This window comes from Bradyrhizobium sp. LHD-71, from assembly GCF_031157255.1.
Taxonomy (GTDB): Bacteria; Pseudomonadota; Alphaproteobacteria; order Rhizobiales; family Xanthobacteraceae; genus P52-10.
Window position 1 is genome coordinate 66,095 of record NZ_JAVIFX010000002.1, and the last position, 11,715, is coordinate 77,809.

The 11,715-nt window shown below is 63.2% G+C and carries 13 protein-coding genes; 4 read left to right on the plus strand and 9 right to left on the minus strand.

The window, feature by feature from the left end; translation table 11 throughout:
* Positions 1 to 57: 57 nt before the first annotated feature.
* The gene (locus tag RCO31_RS01635) at positions 58 to 1,296 is read left to right on the plus strand and encodes a glycerophosphodiester phosphodiesterase family protein (RefSeq protein ID WP_374991406.1); all 1,239 of its coding nucleotides are present in this window, start codon (positions 58 to 60) and stop codon (positions 1,294 to 1,296) included.
* Between the two features lie 81 nt (positions 1,297 to 1,377).
* Here the strand turns inward: RCO31_RS01635 and RCO31_RS01640 are convergent, their stop codons facing one another.
* From RCO31_RS01640 to RCO31_RS01670, 7 genes are all read right to left on the minus strand, one after another.
* Positions 1,378 to 1,728, minus strand: coding sequence for a twin-arginine translocation (Tat) (locus RCO31_RS01640; protein ID WP_308966444.1), 351 nt, complete (start codon positions 1,726 to 1,728; stop codon positions 1,378 to 1,380).
* A gap of 274 nt (positions 1,729 to 2,002) precedes the next feature.
* Positions 2,003 to 2,317 carry a hypothetical protein gene (locus RCO31_RS01645; protein WP_308966445.1) on the minus strand — a complete coding sequence of 105 codons (315 nt, stop codon included), beginning with the start codon at positions 2,315 to 2,317 and terminating at the stop codon, positions 2,003 to 2,005.
* Between the two features lie 47 nt (positions 2,318 to 2,364).
* Positions 2,365 to 3,897, minus strand: coding sequence for an acyl-CoA carboxylase subunit beta (locus RCO31_RS01650; RefSeq protein WP_308966446.1), 1,533 nt, complete (start codon positions 3,895 to 3,897; stop codon positions 2,365 to 2,367).
* Positions 3,898 to 4,052: 155 nt separating this feature from the next.
* Positions 4,053 to 4,523, minus strand: a complete 471-nt coding sequence (locus tag RCO31_RS01655) for an OsmC family protein (protein WP_308966447.1) — start codon at positions 4,521 to 4,523, stop codon at positions 4,053 to 4,055.
* A 56-nt stretch (positions 4,524 to 4,579) separates the two neighbouring features.
* Positions 4,580 to 4,846 (minus strand): EscU/YscU/HrcU family type III secretion system export apparatus switch protein, encoded by a 267-nt coding sequence (locus RCO31_RS01660; RefSeq protein ID WP_308966448.1) that lies wholly within the window; start codon positions 4,844 to 4,846, stop codon positions 4,580 to 4,582.
* Positions 4,843 to 6,474, minus strand: coding sequence for a flagellar hook-length control protein FliK (locus RCO31_RS01665; protein WP_308966449.1), 1,632 nt, complete (start codon positions 6,472 to 6,474; stop codon positions 4,843 to 4,845). The genes RCO31_RS01660 and RCO31_RS01665 overlap by 4 nt, the downstream gene beginning before the upstream one ends.
* Before the next feature lie 113 nt (positions 6,475 to 6,587).
* The gene (locus tag RCO31_RS01670; protein ID WP_308966450.1) at positions 6,588 to 7,280 is read right to left on the minus strand and encodes a hypothetical protein; all 693 of its coding nucleotides are present in this window, start codon (positions 7,278 to 7,280) and stop codon (positions 6,588 to 6,590) included.
* 192 nt (positions 7,281 to 7,472) lie between these two features.
* On the opposite strand from RCO31_RS01670, the gene RCO31_RS01675 reads away from it, so the two are divergent.
* Both RCO31_RS01675 and RCO31_RS01680 read left to right on the plus strand, forming a co-directional pair.
* Entirely contained in the window at positions 7,473 to 7,757 is a 285-nt protein-coding gene (locus RCO31_RS01675) for a hypothetical protein (protein ID WP_308966451.1), read from the plus strand.
* 139 nt (positions 7,758 to 7,896) lie between these two features.
* Entirely contained in the window at positions 7,897 to 9,096 is a 1,200-nt protein-coding gene (locus RCO31_RS01680; protein ID WP_308966452.1) for an adenylate/guanylate cyclase domain-containing protein, read from the plus strand.
* Between the two features lie 46 nt (positions 9,097 to 9,142).
* Here the strand turns inward: RCO31_RS01680 and RCO31_RS01685 are convergent, their stop codons facing one another.
* Positions 9,143 to 9,568 carry a nuclear transport factor 2 family protein gene (locus RCO31_RS01685; RefSeq protein WP_308966453.1) on the minus strand — a complete coding sequence of 142 codons (426 nt, stop codon included), beginning with the start codon at positions 9,566 to 9,568 and terminating at the stop codon, positions 9,143 to 9,145.
* A 230-nt stretch (positions 9,569 to 9,798) separates the two neighbouring features.
* Here RCO31_RS01685 and RCO31_RS01690 point away from each other — a divergent pair, with 230 nt between their 5' ends.
* Positions 9,799 to 10,752 carry a LysR family transcriptional regulator gene (locus RCO31_RS01690; protein WP_308966454.1) on the plus strand — a complete coding sequence of 318 codons (954 nt, stop codon included), beginning with the start codon at positions 9,799 to 9,801 and terminating at the stop codon, positions 10,750 to 10,752.
* Between the two features lie 35 nt (positions 10,753 to 10,787).
* Here the strand turns inward: RCO31_RS01690 and RCO31_RS01695 are convergent, their stop codons facing one another.
* Positions 10,788 to 11,579, minus strand: coding sequence for an ATP12 family protein (locus RCO31_RS01695; RefSeq protein WP_308966455.1), 792 nt, complete (start codon positions 11,577 to 11,579; stop codon positions 10,788 to 10,790).
* Between the last annotated feature and the right edge of the window lie 136 nt (positions 11,580 to 11,715).

Consider the following 11,715-nt stretch of genomic DNA (forward strand, 5'->3'; position numbering starts at 1 on the left):
GCCCGTCACAGGACAATGATCGAAGGTTGCCAGCGCCGCTCAGATCGCGGGGGAATTATGATGATCCGATTTGCAGCCGTCCTCGTCGCAACGACGATGCTTTTGGGCAGTGGCACAGCCCCCGCGCAACCGGAGAGCATGCCACCGCAGCTCGGTCCCCGCCCCTTCTATCTCGTCGAACGAATGAAGGATGGCCCGCTGAAGGCCGCCCTCAAGCAGTGCACCGGCCCGTTCCGCAAAACCGATTTTTCGATCGGTCACCGCGGCGCACCCCTGCAGTTCCCGGAACACACCAAGGAGTCCTACGAAGCGGCCGCGCGCATGGGCGCGGGCGTGATCGAGTGCGACGTCACGTTCACCAAGGATCGTCAGCTGGTCTGCCGCCACGCACAATGCGACCTGCACACCACGACGAACATTCTCGCCAGACCGGAGCTTGCGGCAAAATGTTCGCAAGGATTCAGTCCTGCCGATCCGGCGACCGGCAAGAAGGCGTCAGCGAAATGCTGCACCAGCGACATCACGCTCGCCGAGTTCCGCACCCTGCAGGGCAAGATGGATGCAGCCAACGCGAACGCGACGACCGTGGCCGACTACATGCGCGGCACGGCGCCCTGGCGCACCGACCTTTATGCGGCGAACGGCACGCTCCTGACGCACGCCGAGAGCATTGCGCTGATCAAGGGCTTCGGCGCGAAATTCACGCCCGAGCTGAAGTCGCCGGAGGTGCCGATGCCGTTCGGTGGCGACTACACGCAAGAGAAATACGCCCAGGCGATGCTCGACGAGTACAAGGCAGCAGGGATAAATCCCAAGGACGTGTTCGCGCAGAGCTTCAACTATGCGGACGTGCTGTACTGGATCAAGGCAGAACCGGCGTTCGGTACGCAAGCCGTTTACCTTGATGGACGCTATGAGCAGCCTGGTTTCGATCACACCAGGCCGGAGCTTCTAAAGCCCGGCATGAAGGAGATGGCGGAGGCCGGCGTCAAGATTCTCGCACCGCCGATCTACATGCTGGTGGCACTGAACGAAAAGAATGAGATCGTTCCGTCGGCCTACGCGAAAGCAGCGAAAAGCGCGGGCCTCGACCTGATCGCCTGGTCGCTGGAGCGCGACGGCCCGCTCGACAAGGGCGGCGGCTTCTATCATCGCTCGATCAAGGCCGCGATCGACCGGGACGGCGACACGCTGACTGTGCTCGACGTGCTGGCAAAGCAGGTCGGCGTACGCGGCGTCTTCTCGGACTGGCCTGCAACGACGACCTTCTATGCAAACTGCGCCGGACTGAGGTAACGGCGCAGTCGCTCGTGACGCCGCCGCGAGCACACCGCCATTCGAAGAACGGTACGCTCGCCGACGACGGACAGCCAACGCTTACATGTAGATCGGCCGGCGACGCCAACGGCGACGGTACCAGTAGCGTGGGCCTGGGCGCCAATAACGGCGACGCCAGTATCTGCGCCGCCAATAGGGCCGGCGCCAATAACGTCGACGCCACTGCACCTGCTCGGGGCCGATCGAGTCGATATCATCCTGCGTGGCGATCGCCGGCTCTGCTTTCGCGGCCTCGTCCTGCGCCGCGAGCTGGTCAGGCTTGGCAGGACCATCGGGTGGTATGCCTTGCGGCAGCAATGGTGCCGCTTGTGCTGTTGCGACAGTCGTAGCGACCGCCCCTGCAGCAGCAGCGAAACCGAATGCAATTTTAAGAAACTCGCGTCTTTCCATCGACCAACCTCCGGCTCAGGTTAAGCGTCTCGCCCCGCTCCTGCCCCGCATCGTGCAAGTGACGAATGCCAATATCACTCACGCAAACAAGGTGGCCGCGTGCGACTGAACCGGAAATGAATGAATGGGGACAAGGTTCCCCGCTGCTTGACAGCGCGATGATGGACGCGCGCAACAACGACGTATCGAAGACGCAATTGCGCGCGACACTCCTCTTCAGCGCCCAACGTCAACCGCCTGCAATTGTCTTGGAGAAGCTTGCGCTACTTGCGGCTCAGCCCCTTTTCCACTCCTCTGCCAGCGCCGTGATCTCGCGCGTGCGTGGAATCCCTGGAAAGGCCTTGTCAAAGTCCGCGACGAGCCGCGTCATTTCGCCGCCGGCCATCGCACGCTCGAGCGCGGCGAGATCGGGAAACTGGTACGTCGCAAGGTGCTGAGAGGGATCACTCACGCTCCAGAACCGCCATGCCTTCTCGGCGCCGAACGTCTTGGCTGCATCGGGCAGATGTTCACGGTGGTACCAGTCGTCAAAGGCCTCCCGCTTGGCGGGATCAGAGACAATGGCGCGGACGGTCAGGAAGTGCGGCATGAAAAACACCTCTTTGCGCTGGCGTTGACATTTCTGTTCCGCCTCAATTACAGCGGCAGATTATCATGCTTCTTCGCCGGCATCTCGACCTTCTTGTCGCGCAGCATCGCTAGCGCGCGTGCAATCCGCTTGCGCGTCGAGTGCGGCATGATCACGTCATCGATGTAGCCGCGCTCGGCGGCGATGAATGGCGACAGAAAGCGGTCCTCGTACTCCTTGGTGCGCGCGGCGATCTTCTCCGCGTCCTTCATGTCCTGCCGGAAAATGATCTCGACCGCGCCCTTGGCGCCCATCACCGCGATCTGCGCCGTCGGCCAGGCGTAATTGATATCAGCGCCGATCTCCTTGGCCGCCATCACGTCGAACGCACCGCCGTAGGCCTTGCGGGTGATGATCGTCACGAGCGGCACGGTGCATTGCGAATAGGCGAACAGAAGCTTGGCGCCGTGTTTGATCAGGCCGCCATACTCCTGCGCCGTTCCCGGCAGGAAGCCCGGCACGTCGACGAAGGTCACGATCGGAATGTTAAAGGCGTCGCAGAAGCGGACAAAGCGCGCAGCCTTGCGCGACGCATCGCTGTCGAGCACTCCGGCGAGCACCATCGGCTGGTTGGCGACGAAACCGACCGTGCGACCGGCGATGCGGCCGAACCCGGTAACGATGTTCTTCGCGAACGTCTCGGCAATCTCGAAGAAGTCGCCCTCGTCCACGACCTTCAGGATCAGCTCCTTGATGTCATAGGGCTTGTTCGGATTTTCCGGGATCAGCGTGTCGAGGGACATCTCCACCCGCTCGATGTCGTCGAAGCTCGGCCACTCAGGCACGCCATCGGTGTTGTTCGACGGCAGATAATCGATCAACCGGCGCATCTGCAGCAGTGTCTCGACATCGTTGTCGTACGCGCCGTCGGCGATGGACGACTTGGTCGCGTGCACAGACGCGCCGCCAAGCTCCTCCGCCGTGACAACCTCGTTCGTCACAGTCTTCACCACGTCGGGACCAGTAACGAACATGTAGCTCGTGTTTTTCACCATGAAGATGAAGTCGGTCATTGCTGGTGAATAGACGTCGCCGCCCGCGCACGGCCCCATGATGACGCTGATCTGCGGGATCACGCCCGACGCGATGACGTTGCGGCGGAAGACGTAGGAATAGCCCGCGAGTGCCGCAACGCCCTCCTGGATGCGCGCGCCGCCCGCGTCGTAAAGGCCGATGATCGGCGCGCGCGCCTTCATCGCCATGTCCTGCAGCTTGGTGATCTTCTGCGCGTGCGTCTCCGACAGCGAGCCGCCGAACACCGTGAAGTCCTTGGCGAAGACGAAGATCTTGCGTCCGTTGACCGTGCCCCAGCCAGTAACGACGCCGTCACCCGGGACCTTCGACTTCTCCATGCCGAACTCGGTCGAACGATGCTCCACGAACATGTCGAACTCCTCGAACGAGCCCTTATCGAGCAAAAGCTCGATACGCTCGCGCGCGGTCAGCTTGCCGCGCTCATGCTGGCTGGCGATGCGCTTCTTTCCGCCACCGAGCTTGGCGTTGGCCCGGCGTTCGTCCAGCGCTTCGAGGATGTTCTTCATTTGACGTACCCTTACCCCCAAGGCCGGCTGCCCGACCCACGATGTCTCATGCTTTCCCCATCGCTTAGCAAGGATTTGAGGAGCGGAAAATGGCCCGATAGGCTGATCTGCGGCAGGGCGCCATGCCGACAGCGCTGCTGACAGGGAGTCCGGCCTCAGCGGCTGAACGACGGCTCAGTCGAGATTTCGCATTTCACCGAATTGGCGATGAAGCACATCTCATGCGCCTTGTGATGCAACTCTCGGGCCTTCTCTTCACTCGAGGTTGCGGAGAGCTTGACCTGCGGTCTGAGCACGATACGCGCGAAAGCACCGCTGCCGTCGGCCTCCTCGATCATGAGCCCCTCCGGCTCGTCCCGATAGTCGAGAACGACCACGCCGTTCGTCGCGCACAGGTGCAGATACCAGAGCATGTGGCAGGTGGAGGCTGACGCGACAAACAGTTCCTCAGGATTCCATCGGCCGGCGTCGCCACGAAAGCTTGCGTCGGACGACCCGGCAATCTCCGCCTTGCCTTGCGCAGTTATGGCGTGCGCCCGTTCGTAGCCCTTGTAACTCGTGGTGCCTTCACCCGTGTTGCCGGTCCAGGCCACAATTGGGCGATAGCGATGCTGCTTTCCGGCCATTTCTTGCAAACTCCAGCTCAACCAATATTGCTTCGCTTCGCTGGCGATGACAACGCCTACCTCACCCGCCCCGACAGCCGCAGCACGAAGATCAGCACTTCGGCGACCGCCTTATAGAGTTCCTCGGGAATCTCATCGCCGAGTTCGACATTCGACAGCGCGCCAGCCAGGATCTCGTTCTCCTCGATCGGGATGTTGTTGGCCTTCGCCACCTCGATGATCGTTTCGCCGATCGTGCCCCTGCCTTTGGCAACAACGCGCGGCGCCCCCTGCTTGTCATAATGCAGCGCCACGGCGAGCTGGTTCTCAGTCTTCGTGCTCATGTCGCGCGATCCAGAAACTGGCCGGCGCTCAGTCGTGCTGGCTGCGGCGCCCCGTGGGCGACCAGGATGTCGCCGGGCTCTAGCTCAGCCTGGCGCAGGGCCAGGCTCAGCGTATCAGCATTGGCACGAAGCTCTGCAGCAGTCTCAGGCCGCTCCGCCCACATCCGGACCGCAGCCTTCTCACCGACCAGCGAGATCAGGGCGTGCACCGGCCCGGCCGGTTCGACGTCGAGACTGAAGCGAGCACGCCAGATGCGCGATGCGGACGCCTCGACGTCGCTGCCGCCATCCCGTGCGACCTCGAATTGCGCAACCGCCGTGCCTTGCGGTGTCGCGAACGGTATCTCGAAGCTCCAGCGCGCCTGCGCAGCCTGGTTCGCACTGCCGGTTTCCGTGCGATCCGGCAGAGAGGCGACTTGCAACAGTGTCTGCCGGGCCAGTGCCGCGTCGGACTGCTCCAGAAGCTTCTGTCCCATGTCGGTTGGCGCGGCATCAGCCGAAAAGGACGGCGATGCGACCGGTTGCGCCGCCGGCAGCGCGCCACGCAGCGGCGGCGCAGGATCAGACGGCCTCGCTGCGGCTACGGGTTGGGCCCGCTCCGGCGGCGGCCTGCTTGCAGGATCGTCATCGTTTGGTTGCCGCGCCCCGCGCGACAGCGCGGCTCCGTTATGTGGGAACGCCTGCGCGGCGGTGCTCGCGACCGGCCCTCGCACCACTTCGGCCGCCTGCGGCGTCGGCCGTAGCGCAGCGAAGCTGGAACCATTCGCCTGACCTTCGGTCGAGCGATCGCCTGCATCCACCGCGACCACTGCAATCTCGGCAGACAAAGCGGCCGCCTTGAAAACGGCGGGCGCGACAGCTGACGGTGCGCCAGTCAATGCAGGATCCGGTTGCGAATTGTGCGGCGGTCGCGAGGGCGCCGTGGGTGGCGTTCCGGGCGACGAAAATGGCGTGGTTAGACTTGCCGTTTCAAGCCAGTTGCTCAGAACCTGCTTGAACACAACCAGCGCCGCCTTCAGGTCGGGCCGACCTGCAGGCGCCGCGCCGCGCGCAAGCGTCGCTTCAAGGAACAGGCCCGACTTCTGAAACGCCTGCCGCAGATCGGCCGCAGTCAGCGTGCCTTCGAGCGGCGGCCGGTTCGTCAGAAGCCGCGTGGCTGCGTTCTGCACCTGCTCCGGCACGTCACTTGCGGCAACGATGACGGGAAGATTCGCAAACAGTGGCGCGAGGCTTGCCTGTCGCGACGCGGATATCTGCACCGCATGCGAGAGCGCAATCGCTTCCTCACTTGAAGGCGCAGGCACTTGCTCGATCGCGGAAGCCGAAACGATCCGCGGCGCGGCCGCACCGGCCGTCGTGCCCGGCATATTCGCCGGCACGATCGCAAGTCGTACGCTCCCGTCCGCGCCTTGCGAAACCGCAAGCTTCAGGGTAGCGCCGGGCTGCAGCACGGTTTTGCTCAGCACTTCGATCGCCTGTCCGGCGATCAGAAGGCGTACGAGATACTCACGGACCGCGAGAACACGCGCATCGATCACCGTGCCTGGCTGTAATATGAGGTCGGCCACAGCCGCTGACGCGCCGGCGGGTTGCGACAGCGAACCGATCTGGGTGATGACGGCGGACATCGGCAGCCTTTCTGGCAAAAGGCTAGCGCACGTGCCGTAAACGCCTCATTAACCTCGCCGCAATGCGGTGCTGACGCTCGCACGAAGGGTTCGCGGCCAGACACTGGGCGCGCCTAAAGCTGTGCGACGACTTTTCCTAATCCGATCAGATGGGCAAGCATCTTCAGCTCGCGTTTTTGATCAGCCGTCAGTTGAGCCACGAACGGCGTTGCCGCCGCTTTCAGCTTGGCGAACTCGGCGCTGTCCGGCGGCAGGTCCGTCGATGCTTCGCCGGACTTTTTCATCGCCTGCAAGCGCCCCGCCAGATCGCGCAGCGCAACCTCGACTGCCGGCCAATTGCGCTCCTGCGCCGGCGTCAGCTTCAGCCGCGCCTTGATTGCGTCGATCTGCAAATCGCTGAGCAGCGTGTAGACGGCCTGCTGCCGGCGCAACAACAGCGCTTTCGGTCGCGGCTTCGGCAAGGGCGGCGGTTCAGCGAACGCAGGCTGTGACTGCGGTGACTGCGGGGTGACGGAATCAACCGGATCGACAGGATCGACCGCGGCATAGCTTTGACGAAGCGAGTCTCCTCGCCGCTGGACGTTTGATTGGGGCATGTCGTCCGCCCCCCCGGACCGAAGCGACACCATGCGATCGTGCTTACCCTCGCGATTCGCCTCAGGGTAGGCCTCGCTGTCGCGCTGCTCGCGATCGAGGAAATCGAGCACGCGCAGGCTCGCGAGGTAATCGCGACCTGCCGCCACGTAGCCAAAGGTCATACCCCCGCCGATGACGACGCAGACCAATGCCAGTCCGGCGGCTCTCATATGCGCAGCGGCCTCCTGCCCTCGCCCGGACAACATTGCTCGCAAATGCCGCCTAATCTTGTCTTAACCATGCACGCTTTGCGGCCGCTCCGGGGCTCTCCGCCAAGCGGGCAACCAGTGCCTTTACGCCCGCCTAACCATGCCGCGCAACGGCACGGAACAATCGCCTCGGCTGCTGGTCTAATGCCGGTCATGAGCAAAGGCCCGGCCAGATTTTCCGACCTGGTATCCGCTGCCGCCGCCCGACTGGAGGCGCGGCGCAGCCGCGCGCTTGTCCCGGTGTCGCAAAAAACCCCGCCTGACGAATTCGACAAGTTCTCAGGACTAGGCGCAACCTTTCTCGCCCACCTTATTGCCATGCGTGACCGTGCCCCACAGACGCTCAAGCAGTATCGCGGCTCGACCGACGAGGCGATCACCTCTTACGAGCACGCGACACCTCGCGACAACGACACGATCCCGATCAAGGAATCCTAGGCGGCATTCCCGTTCCGGCGCGACACTTGACCTCGCTTGGCCGAAAATCGGGCGTAAGCCACGTTGCACCTCAGGCAGCATCAGCTAAGTCTACCCTAGGATACGTCTCGGACCCGACCAAAAGAGCCGGAACATCGTCATGTCGGCGGATCGCCTGCAGGAAATCATGGACTGGCTCGTCGATGGCGCTCGATCGGCGGCAGGTCCGGCTGAATTGGTCGCCCAGCTATGCGAGCGTCTTGTCGACAGCGGCGTTCCTATTTGGCGGGTCGGCGTTTTCGTTCGCACGCTGCACCCGGACGTGTTCGGCCGCAGTTACATCTGGCGCCTCGGAAAGCAGGTCGAAGAAGGGGCTGCGGACTTCAGCTTTCCCGACACGGAAGAATTCCAGACGAGTCCGCTGCATACCGCCATACGTACGACGACGATGGTGCGACATCGGCTGACGCAAAACGTGCCGCTGCGCTCGCTGGTACTCGAAGAGATGCGGGCTGAGGGCATCACGGATTACCTCGCCTTTCCGCTCGTCTTCACCGATGGCTCGGTACACGCAACCTCGATGCAGACGAAGGAACTCGCCGGCTTCGCGGAAGCCGAAATCGACGTCCTTGGGAAAATCGTACCACTGCTCGCGCGGCTGGCCGAGGTGCGGACGTTGCAGCGGACCGCGATCACGTTGCTTGATACGTATGTCGGCAATCGCACAGGCGCTCGCATTCTGGCCGGCCAGATCCGCCGCGGCGACGCCGAAACACTGCATGCAGCGATCTGGCTCTCCGATCTGCGCGGCTTTACCGCCTTGTCGGACCGATTGCCGCCGCGCACGGTCGTCGATCTGCTCAATCGCTACTTTGATTGCCAGGTGCCGTCGATTCTGAAGGCCGGCGGCGAGGTGCTCAAATTCATGGGCGATGGATTGCTGGCGGTATTTCCGACCGCCGATGATGGAAGCGATGAGCGAGAGATCTGCGCCGCGGTTCTCGTCGCGGCGCGCGAGGCGCGAGCCGCAATCAAATCCCTCGGCTGCCTGGAGGAAGGCAGCCCGGCCGAAGCGGTGAATTTCGGCCTGGCCCTGCACGTCGGCGACGTCCTCTACGGGAATATCGGCGGACGACATCGTCTCGACTTCACCTGCATCGGTCCCGCAGTCAATCTCGCCGCCCGCCTGGAAAAGCTCACCGGTGGTCTCGGCCGCAACGTGCTGGCTTCACCTGAATTTGCCAGCCACACGCGCGGCGACTGGATGGACATTGGCGAATTCGCCGTTCCTGGATTTGCACGGCCGCAGCGGGTATTTGGACTGCGGGATGAAAGCGGTGGGGTCTTGCCTGCGTCCTAGACGACCGCTGCGGCCCTGTCGCTGGTCGGTCGGCGCGCGAGTCCGACTACTCCGTCTTTGGAGGCGCGTCGACGGCCCAGGACGGATCAGCGCCAAACGGATGGTCGATGAAGAAAGCCCAGGTCCCGTCCGGCAGCTTGCGGTGCACCTCCATCCCGTGATGGTGCACTTGCGTCGGCTTGCCGTTTTTGTCGCGTCCTTTGATGAGCCACTGCGAGCGGGTCATGGCGAAGTCGCCGGCGATGGTTGTGTGGTGGGTGATGACATCCATATGCGGCTTCATGCCGATATAGGCAGCCATCGTCTCGCGGATGCCGTCGGCGCCTCGAGCCGTCCGGGTGCCGCCGTGGACCTGGTCGACCTGCACGATCGAGGCCTCCGGGTGATACATGGCAGCAGCGGCCTCGACGTCCTGGGCGTTGAAGGCGCGTGCGAGCCACAAATTGCAGAGCTCAGGTGAAGGAGCGCCCATGCCAACCTCCTTTGTCGGTTTCGGTGCGATCAATGTCGGCATTGGCGGTCCGCTACAAAACCCGGCCACGAAGAAAGCTCAGCTTGCACGTATTACAAGCTCTGCTTCAGGGACCTTCGTGACCAGCCTCGAACGATAGGCGCGAGTCACCTCTGCGAGACTGAAAAGGCCCGAAATGGCATGATGCTAAACCCCAATATCGAAAGTCATGACGGCTGGGCGTGGGAAACATGCAAGAGTTCTTCGCATTGGACGACTTGCGCCTGATACAGGCGATCAGCGAGGTCGGCACGCTCACCGGCGCAGCCCGTCGCTTGAACGTCGACCATTCGACCGCGTTTCGGCGGCTCAGCAGCCTGGAAAAACGCCTCGGAGCGCATCTGTTTGAACGCGCCCGCAATGGCTACACGCCGACGTCGGCCGGGGAAGCAGCGGTCGCCACGGCGGCACGAATCCTCGACGACCTGAACGCGCTCGAGTTCCGCCTCGCCGGCGAGGATCGACGACCGTCGGGGGTTGTCAGGGTGACGACGGCCGACACATTGCTTGAACTGATCGGCCCGATCTTCGCCGAGTTGCGCGCCGAGCATCCTGCGATCACCATCGAGCTCGCGGCTGACAATTCATTTCTGACGCTGACGAAGCGCGACGCAGACATCGCCGTCCGCCCGGCGATTGTAGCGCCAGAGACCCTGGTGGCGCGCCGCGTCGCAGCGGTGGCAACGGCGCCGTATGCTTCGCAGGCGTACCTCGCCCGGTGGAGTGGCCAAACCAATCTTGCGGCGCACGAGTGGGTTGGCTTTGACGACAGTCTTGGCCATCTGGGCTCGGCCAGATGGCTGGACGCGCATGTCGCGCGTGATCGAATTGTCTGCCGGGTGAATTCGCTCATGGCTCTTCGCGCCGCGGCCCGCGCAGGCATGGGCGTCGCAGCACTCCCCTGCTACCTCGGAGACGCAGATCCGGCCCTGCGGCGGATTCATCCACCGCTCATGGCCATGGAAGCCTCGTTATGGCTACTGACTCATCCGGACCTGCGGCGCGTTGCTCGGGTGAGGACTGTTCTCGACTTCGTCGCCGGTCATCTCACCAAACAGCGTGCGCTGATTGAAGGGAAGCGGGCAGCTGCCGGGGCCGAAGCGTCAGCGCCCACAACGAAGCGACGGAAGTCTCGCCGCGGTTGATCCAAGGCACGGTGGCAATATCGAGAACGGGCCTCTCATCGTGGCTCGATGGGATCCCGCATCGCATCAAGCACCAATGCAGCAGCGTTGAACTCGCTTTCGCGCGCTGCGCGACGAGTCATGGCGAGATCGTCGAAACCCCAGTGCTCGAAATTCCAGTCCTCATCCACATGCGCGGCACGCCAGACCGAGGCGGCATCGCCGAAACCCCGCATCAGCGCCAACGCCAACAGCGCCGAGCCCGTCAAGCTCGTGACGGAATGCAAAGCGCCGAGCCGCCAGGCGTCGGTAGGTATGGCGCTGCGCGCAGCTTCGATGGCGTGATCGGGTTGCCGGGCATGGACGACGCCTTCGGCCAGCACGAAACGCGCACCGAGGTCGTCCGCGGCCCAGCGAACCACCGGCTCCCACGCGGCGCTCTGCTTCGCGACGAGGCCCTCCGGGCTGTCGGCGCGGTAAAACAGCAGATCCGAGCCGAGATACTTGACGATATCCTCGGCAACAGCCTCCCGCCGGTCGGCGACGCCATCGATGATACTGTTGGCGAGCCGCGTCAGCGGCATGCGTGCAGGATCGATGGTCTCCGTCTGCTGATCCCACTCGGCGCGCAGAGCTTCCGCAATGGCCGGCCTTGGTGCAGCGAGCAGCCGCCGAGCCGGTGTTCGCACCGGCTTGCCGTCAAGCGTAATCGAAAATCCCTCCGAAACCGCTTCGGTCCCGGCCGAGGTGAAGAAACGGTTGCGCAACACCGGCCGTGCCGCCCGGCGGGCGGATTCGTTCGGATCGGCTGGTGCGCCGTTCGCGTCTTGCTCAAAAAAGTCCCGCATCGGTCAGACCTTACCGTCACATGCTGCAATTTGTGCGTTGCAGCACTAATTCGCCAGCAGAATCAAGCAGAAATGACTTTCAATGACATCTCGGGTCATATTGAATACTTCCAATTCAAAACTTCGATATCCAACT

Excerpts from the sequence above, each read along its gene's own strand:
- RCO31_RS01670 (WP_308966450.1), bottom strand. The coding sequence starts at position 7,280 with ATGAGAGCCGCCGGACTGGCATTGGTCTGCGTCGTCATCGGCGGGGGT.
- RCO31_RS01675 (WP_308966451.1), top strand. The coding sequence starts at position 7,473 with ATGAGCAAAGGCCCGGCCAGATTTTCCGACCTGGTATCCGCTGCCGCC.
- RCO31_RS01655 (WP_308966447.1), bottom strand. The coding sequence starts at position 4,523 with ATGGCCGGAAAGCAGCATCGCTATCGCCCAATTGTGGCCTGGACCGGC.
- RCO31_RS01685 (WP_308966453.1), bottom strand. The coding sequence starts at position 9,568 with ATGGGCGCTCCTTCACCTGAGCTCTGCAATTTGTGGCTCGCACGCGCC.
- RCO31_RS01690 (WP_308966454.1), top strand. The coding sequence starts at position 9,799 with ATGCAAGAGTTCTTCGCATTGGACGACTTGCGCCTGATACAGGCGATC.
- RCO31_RS01660 (WP_308966448.1), bottom strand. The coding sequence starts at position 4,846 with ATGAGCACGAAGACTGAGAACCAGCTCGCCGTGGCGCTGCATTATGAC.
- RCO31_RS01650 (WP_308966446.1), bottom strand. The coding sequence starts at position 3,897 with ATGAAGAACATCCTCGAAGCGCTGGACGAACGCCGGGCCAACGCCAAG.
- RCO31_RS01665 (WP_308966449.1), bottom strand. The coding sequence starts at position 6,474 with ATGTCCGCCGTCATCACCCAGATCGGTTCGCTGTCGCAACCCGCCGGC.
- RCO31_RS01680 (WP_308966452.1), top strand. The coding sequence starts at position 7,897 with ATGTCGGCGGATCGCCTGCAGGAAATCATGGACTGGCTCGTCGATGGC.
- RCO31_RS01695 (WP_308966455.1), bottom strand. The coding sequence starts at position 11,579 with ATGCGGGACTTTTTTGAGCAAGACGCGAACGGCGCACCAGCCGATCCG.
- RCO31_RS01640 (WP_308966444.1), bottom strand. The coding sequence starts at position 1,728 with ATGGAAAGACGCGAGTTTCTTAAAATTGCATTCGGTTTCGCTGCTGCT.
- RCO31_RS01635 (WP_374991406.1), top strand. The coding sequence starts at position 58 with ATGATGATCCGATTTGCAGCCGTCCTCGTCGCAACGACGATGCTTTTG.
- RCO31_RS01645 (WP_308966445.1), bottom strand. The coding sequence starts at position 2,317 with ATGCCGCACTTCCTGACCGTCCGCGCCATTGTCTCTGATCCCGCCAAG.